We start from the raw sequence: 17,992 nt of genomic DNA, 5'->3' as shown, positions 1-17,992 counted from the left end.
CGGTCGCGTCGGCCGGGCTTTTTTGTTTGAGCGAAGCAAGGGCTTGTTCGGGCAAAGCACGGTAAGGGACACGCATGTTCCGCCGCGGCTAAAGCTCGTCACAAAGCGGACAGCTCTTGCGGAATCGCAAAGCCGAATGGAATTGGTTTTGTAAATCGGCGCAGGATTGATTAACCTACGATGTTGATCGCCTGGTCGGGAATCGACCTCGCCGTATGCGGGTCCAATGACCCCGCGCTTGCGATGAGGCGCCGACTGACCCATATTCCATCGATCGATCCGCCCCGGGGGCCGGACCGAACGGGAGCGGCGATCTGGAAAGCTTGTCTGGAGACCGAGGTAGCTTCGGCAGCGTCACACGATCGCTATTCGGCTTCCGTGGGGACCCTTTGAACGCTTGTGCCATGTCGCAACTAACTTTGAGCTCTGATCCATCTGTTCGGCCCGCCTCCGCCGTCTTTGCCGTTCGAATGAGCAACGACGAGAACCGTACCGGGGGCGTCGGCGGTCCTTCCACCTCCGTCATCACCAAGGTCAAGCCGAAGACAAAGCGGCCTAATCTCTATCGCGTCCTGATCCTCAACGACGACTACACGCCGATGGAGTTCGTCGTTCACGTGCTGGAGAAATTCTTCAATAAGGACCCGGAAGCCGCGACCAAGATCATGCTGCACGTCCACCATCACGGGATCGGGGAGTGCGGCGTCTTCACCTACGAGATCGCCGAGACCAAGGTGACGCAGGTGATGGATTTCGCGCGCAAGCATCAGCATCCCCTGCAGTGCGTAATGGAAAAAAAATAACGGCGTGCCCGTTCGGTCCAAAGCGGAACGGGTCTTGCATCGAGAAATACCGTGGACGGATGCCGCTGTTGCGACGCTTAACTCGCGGAACCGGTCTTTTGCCGCGAACTTGTATAACTATATGGTGAGTAAGGTTGTTGTTGCCTCGACGGGCGACGGCGATCATGATGGCAGGGGGCCACAGGAGCGCGAATGCCGACTTTTTCCCAGAGCCTTGAGCAATCCCTGCATCGTGCGCTGGCGATTGCCAATGAGCGACATCACCAATACGCGACGCTAGAGCATCTCTTGCTGTCGCTGATTGACGACTCCGATGCGGCGGCCGTGATGCGTGCCTGCAGTGTCGATCTCGACAAGCTGCGCACGAGCTTGGTCAACTATCTCGAAACCGAATTCGAAAATCTGGTTACCGATGGCGCCGACGACGCCAAGCCGACCGCCGGTTTCCAGCGCGTGATTCAGCGCGCGGTGATTCACGTGCAGTCGTCCGGTCGCGAAGAGGTGACCGGCGCCAATGTCCTGATCGCGATTTTTGCCGAGCGCGAAAGCCATGCCGCGTATTTCCTGCAGGAGCAGGACATGACGCGTTACGACGCCGTCAACTACATCAGCCACGGCATTGCCAAGCGGCCCGGCGTTTCCGAGGCGCGGCCCGTGCGCGGCGTCGACGAGGAGACGGAGACCAAGGGCAACGAGGACGCCAAGAAAAAGGGCGAGGCGCTCGAGACCTATTGCGTCAACCTCAACAAGAAGGCGCGTGACGGCAAGATCGACCCGGTGATCGGGCGGAACTCCGAGATCAACCGCGCGATCCAGGTGTTGTGCCGGCGCCAGAAGAACAATCCGCTGTTCGTCGGCGAGGCCGGCGTCGGCAAGACTGCGATCGCCGAAGGACTCGCCAAGCGCATCGTCGACAGCGAGGTGCCGGAGGTTTTGGCGGCGGCCACCGTGTTCTCGCTGGACATGGGCACGCTGCTTGCGGGCACGCGCTATCGCGGTGACTTCGAGGAGCGCTTGAAGCAGGTGCTGAAGGAACTGGAGGCGCACCCCAACGCGATCCTGTTCATCGACGAGATTCATACCGTGATCGGCGCCGGCGCCACCTCCGGCGGCGCGATGGATGCGTCCAATTTGCTGAAGCCGGCCCTGGCTTCGGGCACGATCCGCTGCATGGGCTCGACGACCTACAAGGAATATCGCCAACACTTTGAGAAGGACCGCGCGCTGGTGCGGCGCTTCCAGAAGATCGACATCAACGAACCGTCGGTGGAAGACGCGATCGCGATCCTGAAGGGGCTGAAGCCCTATTTCGAGGACTATCACCGGCTGAAATACACCAACGAGGCGATCGAGGCTGCGGTGCAGCTCTCCTCGCGCTACATCCATGACCGCAAGCTGCCGGACAAGGCGATCGACGTGATCGACGAGTCGGGAGCGGCGCAGATGCTGGTCGCCGAGAACAAGCGCAAGAAGACCATCGGCATCAAGGAGATCGAAACCACGATCGCTACGATGGCGCGGATTCCGCCCAAGAGCGTCTCAAAGGACGATGCCGAGGTGCTGAAGCATCTCGAAACGACCTTGAAGCGCGTGGTGTTCGGTCAGGACAAGGCGATCGAGTCGCTTTCCGCTTCGATCAAGCTTGCGCGTGCGGGCCTGCGCGAACCGGAAAAGCCGATCGGCTGCTATCTGTTCTCCGGTCCCACCGGCGTCGGCAAGACCGAGGTCGCAAAACAGCTCGCAGCGACGCTGGGCGTGGAACTGCTGCGCTTCGATATGTCCGAATACATGGAGCGGCACACGGTGTCGCGCCTGATCGGCGCGCCTCCGGGCTATGTCGGCTTCGACCAGGGCGGTCTCTTGACCGACGGCGTCGATCAGCATCCGCATTGCGTGGTGCTGCTGGACGAAATCGAGAAGGCGCATCCGGATCTGTACAACGTACTGTTGCAGATCATGGATCACGGCCGGCTCACCGACCACAACGGCAAGCAGGTCAATTTCCGCAACGTGATCCTGATCATGACAACGAATGCGGGCGCTGCCGATCTCGCCAAGCAGGCTTTCGGCTTCACCCGCAGCAAGCGCGAAGGCGACGACCACGAGGCCATCAACCGGCAATTTGCGCCGGAATTCCGCAACCGCCTCGATGCCATCATCTCGTTCGCGCATCTCAATGTCGACGTGATCGGCATGGTGGTGGAAAAGTTCGTGCTGCAGCTCGAGGCGCAGCTCGCCGACCGCGACGTCACTATCGAGCTGTCCGAGCCCGCCAAGGCCTGGCTGATCGAGCACGGCTACGACCAGCAGATGGGCGCGCGGCCCATGGCGCGCGTCATCCAGGAGCACATCAAGAAGCCGCTGGCTGACGAGGTGCTGTTTGGCAAGCTCAAGGGCGGCGGCCATGTCCGGGTCGTGCTGGTCAAGGATGAGGCGACGGGGACGGACAAGATCGGCTTCGAGTTCGTCGAAGGTCCGGTCACGCCGAAGCCAGAGAAGCTGCCTGGCGCGCGCAAGCGCAAGCCGAAATCGGGCGGCCCAGGCGGCGGCGCCAAGGGGCCGACCTCGAAGGGGCCGCTGGTCAAAGTCTGACGCGTGCTTCGATTGATCGATCGAAAGGCCGGCTGAAAAGCCGGCCTTTTTGCCTGTCGCGGCTTGATTGCGGGCTTGCCGATCGTGGGCGTTGGGCGGCGCGCGGTGCCGCGCTCACTCGCCCTTCAGGCGCTGACCGTCACGCACACGCACCTCCTCGGCGCCGCGGGCGCCGGCGGGCGAGAGCCTGAGCATGCTCAGCATGGCGCCGACCAAGGCAAAGCCGACGCCGGCGAGCAGCGAGAGCTGTGTCCCCTCGGCCGGATAGCGTGCGAGGAACAGCGCGACCAGGGCAGCCCCGGTGGTTTGTCCAAGCAGCCGCGCGGTGCCCAGCATGCCGCTGGCGCCGCCGGAGCGCTCGCGCGGTGCGGCCGCGATCATGGTGCGATTGTTGGGCGTCTGGAACAGGCCGAAACCGAAGCCGGCCAGCGCCATGCGCCAGATCACGTCCGAAGGCGTCGGATGGGCCGGTAACAGCGCCAGCGTCGCCAGCCCCAGCGCAAAGATGAGCAGCCCGATGCCACCCAAAAGGCCGGCCGGAAACCGCTCGACCAGCCGGCCCGCCAGCGGAGCGGCGAAGGCGACCGCGATCGGCCAGGGCGTGATCAATAGACCCATGCGGACGGCCGTGTAGCCGAACCGGCTCTGCAGATAGAAGGGCAAGGCGACAAAGGCCAGCATCTGGCCGCAGAATGAGGCGATCGAGGTTGCGATCGACAGCGCAAAGATCGGAATCCGCAACAGATCGACCGGCAACAGCGGCGGGGTTTCCATGTGCGTTTCGCGATAGATCAGCGCGGCGGCGGCGGCGCCCGCGATCGCGAATTGCAGCAGGCAGGTAGCGAGAGGCTCGCCATGTCCGACGCTGTCGATGGCGGCGATCCCCACTCCGAAGGTGATGGCGCTGAGGCCGGCGCTCTGCCAGTCGAAGGCGTGTTCAGCGGGCCTCGCATACGGCAGAGAGCGCCAGGCGAGCGCCAGCGTGATGAGGCCGATCGGCACGTTCACGGCAAACAGGTAGGGCCAGCTTGCCACGGCCAGAATGCCGGCGGCGATGGTCGGGCCGACTGCTGCGGAGGTCGCAACCACCATGGCATTGATGCCGATCCCGCGGCCAAGCTGATCGTGTGGATAGGTGTAACGCACCAAAGCGGAGTTGACGCTGAGGATGCCGGCCGCGCCAAATCCCTGCACGATGCGCGCAACCGTAAGCAGCATCAGCGTATGCGCGAGCGCGCAAAACAGCGATGCGAGCGTAAACAGCACCAGCCCGGCGATATAGACCCGCCGGTAGCCGATGATCTCGCCGAGCGAGGCCAGCGGAAGCAGCGAGATCGTCACCGCGAGCTGGTAACCGTTGACGATCCAGATCGAGAACGCCGGCGAGGCATTGAGGTCACTTGCGATGGTGGGCAGGGCGACATTGGCGATGGCGCCGTCGACCACCGCCATCACGATACCAAACGCAATCGTGACGATCGCCCAATAGCGCTGCGGCAACGGCAGGCCATCGGCGTACTCAACAACTGCAGGAGACATCCTAAAGAATCGAGCCTTGCTTAACTGCCCGGCAAACTAGCGGGAATAGGGCCAACCGAGCAGGCGGGGCAGGGTTCCATCAGCTATGCGCGCAACCTTATTGCTTCATTGCCCATTCCACGATCTCGACCGCAACAGTCGAATTCCGCGCCTTCCAGGCGGCGATCGGGGCCGTCGCGGCCTGCCGCAGCGTGGCAATGAGGGCCGGAGGTGCCGGCTCTGCGATGCTGACGCCGTTGGCCCGCATCCGCGCATAATTTTCGCTGCTTCTGTTCGCAAGCAGGTCGAACTGGCTCTGCTCGGTCTTAGCGGCGGCTGCCTCCACCTCGCCCTTGAGCGCATCCGGGAGCGCCTCGAAATCCTCTGTTCGCACGAAGGCAAGCGAGACCGGCATGGCATAGTTGATCGCCGTAAAATGCGGCAGATAGTCCCAGAGCTTGCGTCCGGCGCCGCCGTCGCCGGAGGTGAGGAAGGCATTGAGCCGGTGCTCCTTCAATCCCTTGATCGCCTCGTTCAAGGGAAGGAATTCAGCGCTTGCGCCGGCGGCGCGCATCACGGCTGTCGAGCTGTCGTCGTAGGTGCGCAGCTTGAGGTGAGTCAACTCGTCATGGACGAGCAGCGGCTGCTCCGACCACAAGCCGGTCGCCGGCCAGATCGTGAGATAGAGCAGTTTCAGGCCCTGCGTCCGCAGCGCCTGTTCGTAAAGCGGCCGCGCCCGCTTGTTGACGGTGCGCGCAACGTCGGCCGATTGCACCACGAAGGGCAGAGTCGGCAGGCCGAACACGGCATCGAGATGCGTGAGCGCGCCGGCAAAGGCGTCGCCGCCGCTGATAACTCCCTCCTTGGCGGCGCGCGGCATGTCGCCCGAAGTGATCTTGGCCTCGTTATCGAAAGCGATGGTCACGCTGACGGCACCGCTGGTGCGCGCCGAGACAAGTCGCGCGAAGGTTGCCAGCCCGGTGCCCGAAATGTTGCTTTGGGGATATTCCGTCACCATCCGCCATGTCGCCTGCGCCAGCGCCGGGGTCGCAAATGACGCCACAGCGACGGCGATGAGGGCCGCGCAGGCGAGGATCAGTTTGTCGGGGAGCGACAGGCCCTTTGGGCGGGAAGAGACAAGTAGTTGCATGCCATCCCTGAAAGGTTGAAGAAAGTGCCTCGCAATCGAGCGTATCGTCGCCTCAACGTCAACGGCGAGAAAGCGGCTTAAGGGTAAGATTCCGCATCGCGCTTTCGGACCGCGGGATAAGACAATGTCACGGGCGCGACGATCTGCTTAAGCCGGATCAACCCGGCTGAGCGGCGATTTCTCCTGAGCCTTCACAAGAGCTTGGAGGGGCGCCATCGCGGCTTGCGTTCGCGGCGAATTGCCACGATCTTTTTCAAAAAAGGGACCGGCGCGTCCTTCTGTCGAGCGTTCCGAGGGAACAAGCATGCGTTTGCGGACTTTTGTCGGCATGCGTGCCGCCTTCTCGCTTGCCGTGATCGCGCTCCTGGCGCTGACCAACACCGCATCGGCGGACGACACGCCGGCCAAGACCGGCATCGCAACGCCGAGCGTCGAGGAACTGGCCATTCCGAAACAGTCGCCGAAGTCGGACGAGGCGGACAGCGGCACCCGCGAAGCGATCTGCCTGATGGTGGAATCGGCGGCTCGCGCCAACGACCTGCCGCTCGAATTTTTCGCCCGCGTGATCTGGCAGGAGAGCCGTTTTCAGTCGGACGCGGTCGGCCCTGTGACGCGCAACGGCGAGCGCGCGCAAGGCATTGCCCAGTTCATGCCGGGTACAGCCAGCGAGCGGCGGCTGCTGGATCCCTTCGATCCGGTGCAAGCGTTGCCGAAATCCGCGGAATTCTTGGCAGAGCTGCGCAACCAGTTCGGTAACCTCGGACTGGCTGCAGCCGCCTACAATGCCGGTCCGCGCCGGGTGCAGGAATGGCTTGCAAGGCAAGGCCCTATGCCGGAGCAAACCCGCAACTATGTTGTGGCGATTACGGGGTCGACGGTGGACGAATGGGCGGCGGCGGGCAAGGGCGCCAAGATGCCGCCGAGCAGCCCCATGACGTCGTGCCGCGAGTTGATGGCGCTGCTGAAACGCGCGCCCAATCCCTTCGTCACTCAGCTCGAGCATCATGTGCAGCTCGCCGCCGCGAAGCTCTGGGGCGTGCAGCTCGCCGCCGGCTTTGATCGCGACAAGGCGCTAGGGATGTATGCTCGTGCGATCAAGGGACTTGGCTCGATCATCGGCGATCGGGACCCGAGCATCCTCTCTTCCGTCATGCGCAACCGCGGCACCCGACCGTTCTATCAGGTCCGCATCGGTGCCGATACACGGCCCGAAGCGGACGATCTCTGCAACCGCATCCGCCGCGCCGGTGGCGCTTGCTTTGTGCTGCGGAATATGGGGGTAAGGGGTTAGAACCCTATGCCCGCCATCCGCAGGTTGAGGTGCCGCAATTGCGGCGCGGCGGTAATTCGCTAGACTTTCGGCCAGCACGCAGGACTGACACATGGTACGAGAGAATGAACTTCGTGAAGGCGAGGTCGCGGTCGAGATGCCGCAGGCTGTGGACGCCGGTCTTGTCTTCATCGGCCGCATCCGTACGCCCTGGACCTCGCGGCTGGAGACGCCGCGGCAGGGCCGCCATGACGGACCGATTTGCCGGCTGGAGATCTTCGAGCCCTGGGTGCCCGCGATCAAGGGCGTCGATTTCTACAGCAACCTCGAAGTGATCTACTGGCTCGACAAGTCGCGGCGCGACGTGGTGCTGCAGAGTCCGAAGAACAACAGGGCGACTCGCGGTACCTTCTCGCTGCGCTCGCCGGTGCGCCCCAACCCGATCGGGACGTCCATCGTCAAGCTTGAGGGCGTGGAGGGTAATACCATCCTCGTGCGTGGTCTCGATTGTCTCGACGGCACGCCGCTACTCGACGTCAAGCCGGACCGCTGCGAGTTCACGCCGCTGGCCCAGCCCCAGCCGGGGGATTTTCAGACGGAGTAGGGACCCACCGTCATTGCGAGGAGCGCAGCGACGGAGCAATCCAGAGTCATCGAGTGGCTCTGGATTGCTTCGCGGGGCCTGTCATCGGGCCACCCATTGGCTCGAATGACGAGAGGAGAAACTTACAATCCCTTCAACGCCGAAATCAGTTTGTCGGCGTGATCCTCCAGCACTTTGACATCTTCCCTGCGGCTTGCGGGCGGGAGCAGCGCGATGCCCTCTTGGCGCGGCATCACGTGCACATGCAGGTGAAACACCACTTGACCGCCGGCGGCCTCGTTGAACTGCTGAATGGTGACGCCATCGGCATTGAACGCGGTCTTCGCCGCACGCGCGATGATGCGCGTTGCGCGCGCCACGTGCAGGTAGTCTTCCTCGTTGATGTCGAGGATGTTGCGGGCAGGGGCCTTGGGGATCACCAGCGTGTGGCCGGGCGCGCGCGGCATGATGTCGAGGAAGGCGAGCACATGCTCGTTCTCATAAACCTTATAGCAGGGAAATTCACCGCGCAGAATTTTTGCGAAGACGTTGTTGTTGTCATAGGCGGTCATGGCGGCTCCCGAACAAATTTGGCGCAATTTCGCTGCGCGTGCGCGCGTGGTCAAGGCGCTTCGTCGGCCTTTCGGAATGGTGCGGCTTCCGCAAGCTCGCGGCCGGCCTCGGCCACATAGGCGCGCTCGCGCTTGAGATAGTCGGCGATCGCCCGCCGCAGGCCAGGATCGGCGATGTAATGCGCGGAATAGGTGGTCTGCGGCAGGTAGCCGCGCGCGAGCTTGTGCTCGCCCTGCGCGCCGGCCTCAACCACCTTGAGGCGGTGTTTGATCGCAAATTCGATCGCTTGATAGTAGCAGATCTCGAAGTGCAGAAACGGGTGATGCTCGATCGCGCCCCAGTGACGACCGAACAGCGTGTCCGAGCCGATAAAGTTGATCGCGCCTGCAATCCAGCGATGGTTGCGCCGTGCCATCACCAGGAGCACGTCGCTCGCCATGCTCTCGCCGACCAGCGAATAGAATGCACGGGTCAGATACGGCCGGCCCCATTTGCGCGAGCCGGTCTCCATGTAGAATTCGAAGAAGGCGTCCCACGCGTCCTCGGTGATGTCGGAGCCCGTGAGCCAATGAACGGTGATGCCGGCTGCGACCGCATCGCGGCGCTCGCGCTTGATCGCCTTGCGGTGGCGCGAATTGAGGGTGGCGAGGAAATCGTCGAAGGCGGCAAAGCCCTGATTGTGCCAGTGGAACTGCTGGTCAGTACGCTGCAGGAAGCCATGCTCGGCGAGAAGCTTCCATTCTGCTTCCGGCGCGAAGGTGACATGCGCCGACGAGGCCTTGCTGACGCCGGTAAGCGCGATCAACCCGCTCGCAAGAGCCAATGCGATCTGCTCGCGATTCACGCCGTCGCGGATCAGAAGGCGGGGGCCGGTCGCCGGCGTGAAGGGGACCGACGCCTGCAGTTTCGGGTAATAGCGCCCGCCGGCGCGCTCATAGGCATCCGCCCAGCCGCGATCGAAAACATACTCACCCTGCGAATGCGATTTCAGATAGCACGGTACGATGCCGGCAACCGTGCCATCGATTTTCGCCAAAAGATGCCGTGCCGCCCAGCCGGTTCGCACCGTCGCCGAGCCGGAGGCCTCCAAGGCGGAGAAAAATGCGTGCGAAACAAAGGGGTTGTAAGAGGCTTTTGTCTCCATGCAGGAGCCGGCTGCGCTGCCATCCAAACCCGGGGCAAGGCCACGTCCCCGGTTGCTCGGGACCTGCGGATTGGCACACGCGTCCCAGGCTTCAGCCGAAACATCGGCGACAGAGGGAACTGCTTCGAGAGTGATTTCGGAAGACGCCATCTGCCCTGAAGATCGTGCATCGCAGCAGGGACTTCAAGAGGTGATCTTTGCGCAGTCATTTTGTGCGCCGAGCAGAACACATGCACCGTGATTCCGGGTTCGGTGCTGCGCACCGCCCCGGAATGAGGCGATCGGCTTAGGGCACAAATCCCTCGAATATCATCTGATCCGCATAACGGGCTGCGCGGTCGCGCTGCTCGGGGGTGCGTACGGTCCAGGTCAGCAGTGGGCAGCCGAAGATATTGCGGGCGAGCCAGGGCGCCGCCGCGGGCAGCTCGTTGACGTAATAGGCGACGAAATCCGGCTGGGTCCGAAAGAAATGGCGCAGATGTGTCATGTCGCGCCGCTGCGTGGGCGAGGCTTCTGGCCAACCCCCTTCGGTGTAGTGGCGCTCGGCAACGATGCCGCGCGGGCGCGAGGGGATCAGTTCGCGCAACGCCATCACCTGGTCGGGATCGAACGACATCCCAACCGCTGGACCGTCGTAGGAGGACAGCACCTCCGCCATGCGCGTCACGAGCTTACGGTCACCATCGAAATGGCTCTTGACCTCGATGACCAGCGGCACACGGCCGGCGACCAGCTCGCAGAGCTCGGCGAGCGTCATCATGGACTCGGAGGTCGCCTTGAAGCGCACCGCCTTTAATTCCGCGACGGTCTTGTCGCGCAGGCGGCCGCTGCTCCCGGTGAGGCGGCCCAGCACATCGTCATGGTGCACCATGGCCTCGCCATCGGCGCTAAGCTGGATGTCGCATTCGATGGCGAAATTGCCGGCGATCGCGCCACGCGCCGCCGCCGGCATATTCTCGATGATGCCGCGCGCCTCCTCGTGCAGGCCGCGATGAGCGACCGGCCGCGCCGTCAGCCAATCCGGTGCGCGCAAGACGGGCGTCCTCGATCAGGCGACTTCGAAGAGGCCCTCAACCTCCACCGAAGCATCCGCGGGCAGCGCCGCCACGCCGACCGTGGTGCGGGCATGGCGGCCCTTATCGCCGAACACCTCGACCATCAGATCCGACGCGCCGTTGAGCACTTTCGGCCCTTCGAGGAAGTCCGGGGCCGAGTTGACGAAGCCGCCGAGGCGAACCACCTGCACGACCTTGTCGAGATCGCCGATTGCGGCCTTGACCTGCGCGAGCAGGTTGATGGCGCAGCCGCGTGCGGCCGCGTTGCCCTGCTCGACCGTGACGCCCGCGCCGAGCTTGCCCTTGGCAATCAGCTTGCCGGCCGCATCGAAGCAGACCTGGCCGGACACGAACAGGAGATTACCGGTCCGGACAAAGCCGACATAGTTCGCCACGGGCGCGGCCGGTTGGGGCAGGGTGATACCCAGTGATGCTAATTTCTGCTCGATCGTGCCCGCCATGTGACGTCCTCGCTCTAGAAGGGTGCCCAAATTCCCGATCGGCCTCCGACCGGGCGCGGCCTTGTTTCGCCCATTGCGCCATGACATGCAAGCGGGGCTCGCGCGGGAGGCGCGGAGGACTTTTCTCTGGAAAAACAGGATTGTGCGCGGGAAAGGTGCACTTTTCCGTGAAGCGGCCCCAGTTGCGACGCAATGGACCGGTGATAAGCTTCACAAATCTCTCCGCTCAAGGATCGGTCATGGCTCATTCTTTCCGGACGTCGCTCGGTGCGCTGGCAATTGCGGCTCTAGCTTGCGGGCCGGTGCAAGCCTGGGCCGCCGTGCCGTTTCTGCCGCATCAGGCGCTGTATGATCTGAGCCTTCTGAAGTCGCGCGGCTCCAACCCGATCAACAGCGCGCGCGGCCGCATCCTGTATAATTTTTCCGGCAATGCCTGTGAGGGCTACACCTCGGATTTCCGGCAGGTCTCCGAGCTCGAGATCGGCGAGGGCAAGATGATGCTGAGCGACCTGCGCTCGAGCTCGTGGGAGGATGGCGCCGGCAAGACCTATCGCTTCAATATCGAGACGCGGACCAATGATAGCGATCCCACCCCGGTCGACGGCATTGCCGAGCGCAGCGGCGACCACATCACCGTCAAGTTGAAGCAGCCCGAGAACAAGACGTTCACGATCGACGGCGCGGCCGTGTTCCCGACCGAACAGATCAAGCGCATCATTGCTGCGGCCAAGGAAGGCAAATCGTTGCTCGAGCTGACCGTCTACGACGGATCCGACAATGGCGAGAAGGTCTACAACACGCTGACCGTGATCGGGCAGGCGGTCCCGGGCGACAAGGCGGTTGCTGCTCCGGATCCCTCCACCGAGAACGCCCAGATGAAGTCGCTGACGCGCTGGCCGGTTACGGTGAGCTATTACGACCGCGATGCCAAGAACAAGGAAGGCGAGCAGACGCCGGTCTATGCGATGTCGTTCGAGCTGTTCGAGAACGGGGTCTCGCGCGCACTGGTGCTCGACTACAATGATTTCGTCATCGCCGGCACGCTCGCAAAGTTCGACATCAAGGACGCCAAGCAGAGCAAGCCTTGTAATTGAGGCGAGCAGGGCGCCACGCGCAGCCATTAAATACACCGTTATGTTTTTCCAAATCTCGTGATCATCGGACGCGCAAGGCTCGCGCGTCCTTGAATCAATGTGAGCTGCCGATCCCTTTAAACAGCCGCGCGCGTTTCTCATCTGGGTGGAGAAGCCACATAGCATTGGCTTCTCACAATCGATGGAGAGATAGAATGGCCAAGCTGAAATTCCTGTCGGCAGCCGTACTTGCTGCAGCTATGCTCGCTACTCCGGCTATGGCGCGGCAGCACCATGCGATCTCGCGGGCCGCTGCAGAGGACGCTTATGCCAGCGTCGTGCCCGCCGCGCCTTATGGTGCGTATTACACCGGGGGCTATCGTTGTGTCCCGGCACCGCGCGTCGGCGCCTTTGCCAGTGCGCCCTGGACCAACAGCACGCCGTGCGAGCCCGGGTCGTTCTATTGATCCGCTGCAACCAAGCCGTCATTACGACTGAACCGAAGCAATCCAGCGCCGCGTGAAGATTCTGGATTTGCTTCGTTCGCTTCGCTCCTCGCAAGGACGGCTCTCTCGCTTCAGCCGGCCCTTTCCGGCCCGCCATAGGCGATGCCGCGGATCACCGCGCCTGCGCCGAATTTCTTGCGCAAATCATCCATCGCCCGTTCGGCATGCGCGGCGCGGCGGTCGAGCATGTCGCTGTCGTCGGCCTGCGAACCCGGCCGCAGCGCGCTGACGCCGGCTCCCATCAGGCGGAAGGCGGTGCCATCGATCTCTTTCGCGAGGAGCTCGCGCGAGACCGCAAAAATCTTGGCGGCAAGCTGGGTCGGCGCGGTGATCGATTGCGAACGCGCGCGCTGGCGGAAATCCGCAGTCTTCAGCTTCAGCGTGATGGTCGAGCCGGCCAGGCCCGCATTCTTCAGCCGCAGCGACACTTTTTCCGACAGGCGCCACAACAGCCTTTCCAGGGTGGCGAAATCGCGGATATCGGTTTCGAACGTGGTCTCGCTCGAAATCGTCTTGGCGCCGCGATCGGGCACGACCTTGCGGTCGTCGATGCCGCGCGCCAGCCGCCACAGCCTGCGTCCATCGGACGGAAACTGCTTCATCAACTCGATCTCGTCGGCGCGCTGCAGATCGGCGATGGTGCGAAAGCCGCCCCTGGCGAGCCTTTCCTGTGTCGCCGGCCCCACGCCGAAGATGAACCCCACGGGCCTGTCGGCCAATAGTGCGCACGCTTGCTCCTGGTCGAGCGCGGCAAAGCCGCGGGGCTTGTCGAGATCGGACGCGATCTTGGCCAGGAACTTGTTGCAGGATAGCCCGACCGACACCGTGATCCCGATGTCGCGCTCGACGTCACGGGCAAAACGCGCCAGGACCTTTGCCGGGATCATGCCGTGGACCCGCTGCGTGCCGGCGAGATCGAGAAAAGCCTCGTCGATCGAGAGCGGTTCCACCAGGGGCGTCAGCCGCAGCATCGCCTGGCGCACCTCGCGGCCGACCCGAACATATTTCGCCATGTCGGGTGGGATCACGGCCGCATTAGGGCAGAGTTCCAGCGCCTTGAACATCGGCATCGCCGAGCGCACGCCATAGGTCCGCGCGATGTAGCAGGCCGCCGAGACCACGCCGCGCTTTCCGCCGCCGATGATGACGGGCCTGTCCGCGATGTCAGGGTTATCGCGCTTTTCGACCGTCGCGTAAAATGCATCGCAATCGATATGGGCGAGCGCCAGCGCGGGCAGCGCCCGATGACGGACGAGGCGCGGGGAACCGCATTCGCCGCAGCGCTTGGCGCTCGCGTCCAGATCGGCGAGGCAGTCCCGGCAGAAGCAGGTCGGCCCCACCACTGGCGCGGGATCGCTCACGGTACGTCGCGCTCCCATTTGGGATCGCTGAGCACTTCGGCCGCGGCGGCGATGTTGGTCGTGTGCAGGTCGGAGGCATTCGCGAACGCCTTCACGGTCGCGTCATCGCGCATCACGAAGTCGAGCACGCTGGCCAGGAACCGGGGATCGGCGGCCGACTTGCGCAGGGTGTCCGGCCCGATTCCTGTCTCGGCCAGGAACAGGCCCAGCCTTTCAGGCTCGCTCGCAATAAAATTTAGGGCCTGAATCGCAACGATTTCAGCGACTTCCCGGGGGTTTTGAACAGGCTTTTTCAACGGCCCGATTTGCCTTTCCGTTAACTTATGATGTCTAATTTGCAAACCATCATGCCCGAGTCTTCCGGATCCGTTCAAGCAAGTGGCAACCACAATGACGAAGAAGAAGAGCGGGCTTAACGGGTTGGAGCGAATCTGACGCTAGTTTGAATTAGATTTCGCGGGCAACCCGGCCGAGGGTTGAACGCAGCTCAAACCGGGCCAGCTTCTGGGACGAGAGGATTGGAGGACGGGATGGCTAAGACCGTCCTGATCGTGGAGGACAACGAGCTCAACATGAAGCTCTTCCGCGATCTGTTGGAGGCTCACGGCTATCAGACCTCGGGGACCAGCAACGGTTTCGAGGCGCTCAATCTGGTGCGCAAAATGCGACCCGACCTGATCCTCATGGATATTCAGCTCCCGCAGGTTTCCGGGCTCGAAGTGACGCGTTGGATCAAGGATGATCCGGAATTGCGCGCGATCCCTGTCGTGGCCGTCACCGCCTTCGCGATGAAGGGTGACGAGGAGCGTATCCGCGAAGGCGGCTGCGAGGCTTATCTTTCGAAGCCGATTTCGGTCGGCAAATTCATTGAAACTGTCAGGCGATTTATCGGGTAGGAGTGAGTTTCAGTGTCCGCGCGTATCTTGGTGGTCGACGACGTCCCCGCCAACGTCAAGCTTTTGGAAGCCCGTCTGTCAGCCGAGTATTTTGACGTGATGACGGCGAGCAATGGCACGGAAGCTTTGAAGATGTGCCAGCGCGCCGAGTGCGACCTGATCCTGCTCGACGTGATGATGCCGGACATGGACGGTTTCGAAGTCTGCCGTCGCCTGAAATCGGATCCGGCGACGCATTTCATTCCCGTGGTCATGGTGACCGCGCTCGACAGCCCGGCCGACCGCGTGCGCGGGCTCGAGGCCGGTGCCGATGATTTTCTGACCAAGCCGGTCTCCGACATCGTGCTGCTGGCACGGGTGCGCTCGCTGACCCGGTTGAAGATGATGACCGACGAGCTGCGCATGCGCGCGCTGACCTCGCTCGAGATCGGGGTGCAGGCGCCGGAGCGCAGCGCGGTCGCCGACGCGGGGAAGGGCGGCCGCGTCCTGCTGGTGGACGACCGCCCGTCATCCTATGAGCGGATCGCGCCGCTGCTTGCCGCCGAGCACAGTCTCGATGTCGAGACCAATCCGGCAGAAGCGTTGTTTCACGCCGCCGAAGGCAACTACGATCTTCTGATCGTTTCGCTCGACCTCGACAATTTCGATGGGCTCCGCCTTTGCAGCCAGGCGCGCTCGCTGGAGCGCACGCGCCAGGTGCCGATCCTTGCCATTGCCGATCCCGAGAGCAACACGCGGCTGTTGCGCGGGCTCGAGATCGGGGTCAACGACTATCTGTTGCGCCCGGTCGACAAGAACGAACTGATGGCGCGCGCGCGTACCCAGATCCGCCGGCGCCGCTACACCGACCACCTGCGCGACAATGTGCAGAACTCGATCGAGATGGCGATCACCGACGCGCTCACCGGACTGCATAATCGCCGCTACATGGAGAGCCATCTGGCGACGCTCGCCGAACAGGCGGCATCCCGCGGCAAGCCGCTCGCGCTGATGATGCTCGACATCGACTATTTCAAGTCGATCAACGACACCTATGGCCATGATGCGGGCGACGACGTCCTGCGCGAGTTCGCCGTGCGCGTGCGCAAGTCGATCCGCGGCATCGATCTCGCTTGCCGCTATGGCGGCGAGGAGTTCGTGATCGTAATGCCGGAAACCGATCTGCACGTCGCCGGCATGGTGGCCGAGCGGCTCCGGCGCAGCATTGCCGGCGAGCCGTTTGCGGTCAATAAGGGAGCCAAGCAGATCGAGGTCACGATCTCGATCGGGCTCTCGACGCTCGAGCAAAAGGCCGAGGCGGTCGCCGATGTCTTAAAGCGCGCCGATAAGGCGCTCTATCGCGCCAAGCACGACGGCCGCAACCGCGTCGTGGCGCAGGCGGCGTAGGATACTCGCTCAGTGTCGCCCCCGAGAAGGCCGGCACCCATTGACTGTGGGTCCTGGCCTGCGGCAGGACGACGTCCTCGTGATATCCTGATTCAATTTTCAAACAGCTCACTCGTCATTGCGAGCGCAAGCGAAGCAATTCAGAGCCACGCACGCGATTCTGGATTGCTTCGTCGCCTGCGCTCCTCGCAATGGCGGCGCCTGGTCACACGTTCGCATTCTCGCGACGGACCTCGCCCGAGTTCTGCATCGTCCATGACCCTCCGAATGCAGAGCAACTGTGTTGGAAGTAGCCCGGCGATCGGCCGGTCTCAAGGCTGGCGCGAAGGCGCGCCACCGCCTTCGGCGGCTGAAGGCCTTGAGCCCGTCCGCTCGCCGGTCTGTCGGCTTGGCATGCGCTTGGTCGCGGACCGAGGGCGATAGGAGCGCGCTCGCTCGACTCACCGCAACGCGTAGCGGCTAGGATCCCATTTCTGCCGCCGCGCGAGCATGGTGTTGAGGATCACGATCAGCTTACGCATGCAGGCGACGAGAGCCACCTTGGGCTTTTTGCCCCTGGCGATCAGGCGATCATAGAAGGCCATGAGGACAGGGTTGTTCAGCCTGGCGGCGCCGACACAGGGCATGTAGATGGCGTTTCTCACCCAGCGGCGGCCACCCTTGATGCGGCGGTGGCCGCGCCGTTTGCCGCTGTCGTCGTCATACGGGGCAGCGCCGATCAGAGCACTGGCAATCTTGTCGCTGACTTCGCCGAGTTCCGGCAAGCCTGCAACGAGGTTTGTGGCGCTGGTCTCGCCGAGCCCGGGCACACTCTCGATGATCTCAGCGCGCTCGGCCAAATCCGGGGTGGATTTCACTTTGGCGGAGATCGCGGCCTCGAGCTTGGCAATCTCATTGTCCAGGCATTTCAGAACGCGGGCTTGTGCTTTCTGCACCAATCCGGGCGCGGCATGCTCGCTTTGGCACTGAAGGCGCGCCCTGAGATTGACAAGAGCTGAGCGTGCCTTCACCTGCGCCTGGAGTTCCTCACGGGCCGCATCGTAGACCTGAGCCGGCCCCTCGCTGAATGTCTCGACGAACCAGGCGATCATCTCTGCATCGATCGCATCGTTCTTGGCCAGGCGTCCGGCCGATTGCGCGAAGTTGCGAACTCGCTTGGGATCGACGATCCGCACCTCGATGCTGGCCTGGCGCAGCGCCTTGGCCCAGTCCCGCTCGTAGCCGCCGCTCGCCTCCATCACTGCCTTGGTCACCTTGTGCTTGCGCAACCAGGCAACCAGCTTACCTCGTCCCTCTGGCGTGCTCGGAAAGGCCCGGCTCAGGTTGAGCGCACGGATGCACGCATCCACCTTGGCCTTGGATACATCGATACCGACGACAACAGCGTCATTTTGTGCCATCATCCACTCCCTTCCTTGCTCGGTTCGGGCTCAAAGGCCCTTGCAACTGTTCGGGTTGAGGAAGACACCGGAGCTGTCCCACGCTCTGTACCAGGCTCATGGCCTTTGGCCGCAGCGGGCTCAGTTCCAGCAACGGGCGGTTCTGATCCAACCGCCCGTTTGCACATTCTGGCAGATTTTCTCCACACAAGGGCGCAGGGAGGCCGGGTGGCCGCTGCACC

17 protein-coding genes are annotated in these 17,992 nt (G+C 63.1%); 8 read left to right on the top strand and 9 right to left on the bottom strand.

Going from position 1 to position 17,992, the window contains the following annotated elements; genetic code table 11:
- Positions 1-470: 470 nt before the first annotated feature.
- The gene (clpS, locus tag P6U23_RS23615) at positions 471-803 is read left to right on the top strand and encodes an ATP-dependent Clp protease adapter ClpS (protein ID WP_407174958.1); all 333 of its coding nucleotides are present in this window, start codon (positions 471-473) and stop codon (positions 801-803) included.
- A 192-nt stretch (positions 804-995) separates the two neighbouring features.
- The gene (gene clpA / locus P6U23_RS23610; protein ID WP_407174957.1) at positions 996-3,395 is read left to right on the top strand and encodes an ATP-dependent Clp protease ATP-binding subunit ClpA; all 2,400 of its coding nucleotides are present in this window, start codon (positions 996-998) and stop codon (positions 3,393-3,395) included.
- A 114-nt stretch (positions 3,396-3,509) separates the two neighbouring features.
- Here the strand turns inward: clpA and P6U23_RS23605 are convergent, their stop codons facing one another.
- On the bottom strand, positions 3,510-4,934 hold the full coding sequence (locus tag P6U23_RS23605) for an MFS transporter (RefSeq protein WP_407174956.1): 1,425 nt from the start codon (positions 4,932-4,934) through the stop codon (positions 3,510-3,512).
- A 97-nt stretch (positions 4,935-5,031) separates the two neighbouring features.
- Positions 5,032-6,063, bottom strand: coding sequence for a TRAP transporter substrate-binding protein (locus tag P6U23_RS23600; RefSeq protein ID WP_407174955.1), 1,032 nt, complete (start codon positions 6,061-6,063; stop codon positions 5,032-5,034).
- Between the two features lie 304 nt (positions 6,064-6,367).
- On the opposite strand from P6U23_RS23600, the gene P6U23_RS23595 reads away from it, so the two are divergent.
- Positions 6,368-7,354 (top strand): lytic transglycosylase domain-containing protein, encoded by a 987-nt coding sequence (locus P6U23_RS23595; RefSeq protein ID WP_407174954.1) that lies wholly within the window; start codon positions 6,368-6,370, stop codon positions 7,352-7,354.
- A 91-nt stretch (positions 7,355-7,445) separates the two neighbouring features.
- Entirely contained in the window at positions 7,446-7,937 is a 492-nt protein-coding gene (tsaA, locus tag P6U23_RS23590) for a tRNA (N6-threonylcarbamoyladenosine(37)-N6)-methyltransferase TrmO (protein ID WP_407174953.1), read from the top strand.
- A 122-nt stretch (positions 7,938-8,059) separates the two neighbouring features.
- Here tsaA and P6U23_RS23585 read toward each other — a convergent pair whose 3' ends face one another.
- The 4 genes from P6U23_RS23585 to P6U23_RS23570 all read right to left on the bottom strand — a co-directional run bounded on the left by P6U23_RS23585 (position 8,060) and on the right by P6U23_RS23570 (position 11,149).
- The gene (locus P6U23_RS23585) at positions 8,060-8,488 is read right to left on the bottom strand and encodes an HIT family protein (RefSeq protein WP_407174952.1); all 429 of its coding nucleotides are present in this window, start codon (positions 8,486-8,488) and stop codon (positions 8,060-8,062) included.
- Positions 8,489-8,538: 50 nt separating this feature from the next.
- Positions 8,539-9,783 (bottom strand): GNAT family N-acetyltransferase, encoded by a 1,245-nt coding sequence (locus tag P6U23_RS23580; RefSeq protein WP_407174951.1) that lies wholly within the window; start codon positions 9,781-9,783, stop codon positions 8,539-8,541.
- Positions 9,784-9,919: 136 nt separating this feature from the next.
- Positions 9,920-10,666, bottom strand: coding sequence for a glycerophosphodiester phosphodiesterase (locus tag P6U23_RS23575; RefSeq protein WP_407174950.1), 747 nt, complete (start codon positions 10,664-10,666; stop codon positions 9,920-9,922).
- A gap of 15 nt (positions 10,667-10,681) precedes the next feature.
- On the bottom strand, positions 10,682-11,149 hold the full coding sequence (locus P6U23_RS23570; RefSeq protein ID WP_407174949.1) for a RidA family protein: 468 nt from the start codon (positions 11,147-11,149) through the stop codon (positions 10,682-10,684).
- A gap of 239 nt (positions 11,150-11,388) precedes the next feature.
- Between P6U23_RS23570 and P6U23_RS23565 the strand changes: the two genes are divergently transcribed.
- Together P6U23_RS23565 and P6U23_RS23560 are read left to right on the top strand one after the other, a co-directional pair.
- The gene (locus tag P6U23_RS23565; protein ID WP_407174948.1) at positions 11,389-12,243 is read left to right on the top strand and encodes a cell envelope integrity EipB family protein; all 855 of its coding nucleotides are present in this window, start codon (positions 11,389-11,391) and stop codon (positions 12,241-12,243) included.
- Positions 12,244-12,437: 194 nt separating this feature from the next.
- Positions 12,438-12,689 carry a hypothetical protein gene (locus P6U23_RS23560; RefSeq protein WP_407174947.1) on the top strand — a complete coding sequence of 84 codons (252 nt, stop codon included), beginning with the start codon at positions 12,438-12,440 and terminating at the stop codon, positions 12,687-12,689.
- A 110-nt stretch (positions 12,690-12,799) separates the two neighbouring features.
- On the opposite strand, the gene P6U23_RS23555 is transcribed toward P6U23_RS23560, so the two are convergent.
- On the bottom strand, positions 12,800-14,107 hold the full coding sequence (locus P6U23_RS23555) for a DNA polymerase IV (protein ID WP_407174946.1): 1,308 nt from the start codon (positions 14,105-14,107) through the stop codon (positions 12,800-12,802).
- Positions 14,086-14,385, bottom strand: a complete 300-nt coding sequence (locus tag P6U23_RS23550) for a DUF3572 domain-containing protein (protein ID WP_407174945.1) — start codon at positions 14,383-14,385, stop codon at positions 14,086-14,088. Before P6U23_RS23550 ends, P6U23_RS23555 begins: the two co-directional genes overlap by 22 nt.
- Positions 14,386-14,619: 234 nt before the next feature.
- Here P6U23_RS23550 and P6U23_RS23545 point away from each other — a divergent pair, with 234 nt between their 5' ends.
- Positions 14,620-14,985: a response regulator gene (locus P6U23_RS23545; RefSeq protein WP_024508686.1), complete on the top strand. Its 366-nt coding sequence runs from the start codon at positions 14,620-14,622 to the stop codon at positions 14,983-14,985.
- 12 nt (positions 14,986-14,997) lie between these two features.
- Positions 14,998-16,371, top strand: a complete 1,374-nt coding sequence (locus P6U23_RS23540; RefSeq protein ID WP_407174944.1) for a PleD family two-component system response regulator — start codon at positions 14,998-15,000, stop codon at positions 16,369-16,371.
- A 440-nt stretch (positions 16,372-16,811) separates the two neighbouring features.
- On the opposite strand, the gene P6U23_RS23535 is transcribed toward P6U23_RS23540, so the two are convergent.
- Complete coding sequence (locus P6U23_RS23535) at positions 16,812-17,774, bottom strand: IS110 family transposase (protein ID WP_407174943.1); 963 nt, start codon at positions 17,772-17,774, stop codon at positions 16,812-16,814.
- Positions 17,775-17,992 lie beyond the last annotated feature (218 nt).

The organism is Bradyrhizobium sp. STM 3562, from assembly GCF_045571435.1.
Taxonomy (GTDB): Bacteria; Pseudomonadota; Alphaproteobacteria; order Rhizobiales; family Xanthobacteraceae; genus Bradyrhizobium.
Note: the sequence above shows the minus strand (reverse complement) of the source record. Positions and strands in the feature narration are given on the sequence as shown.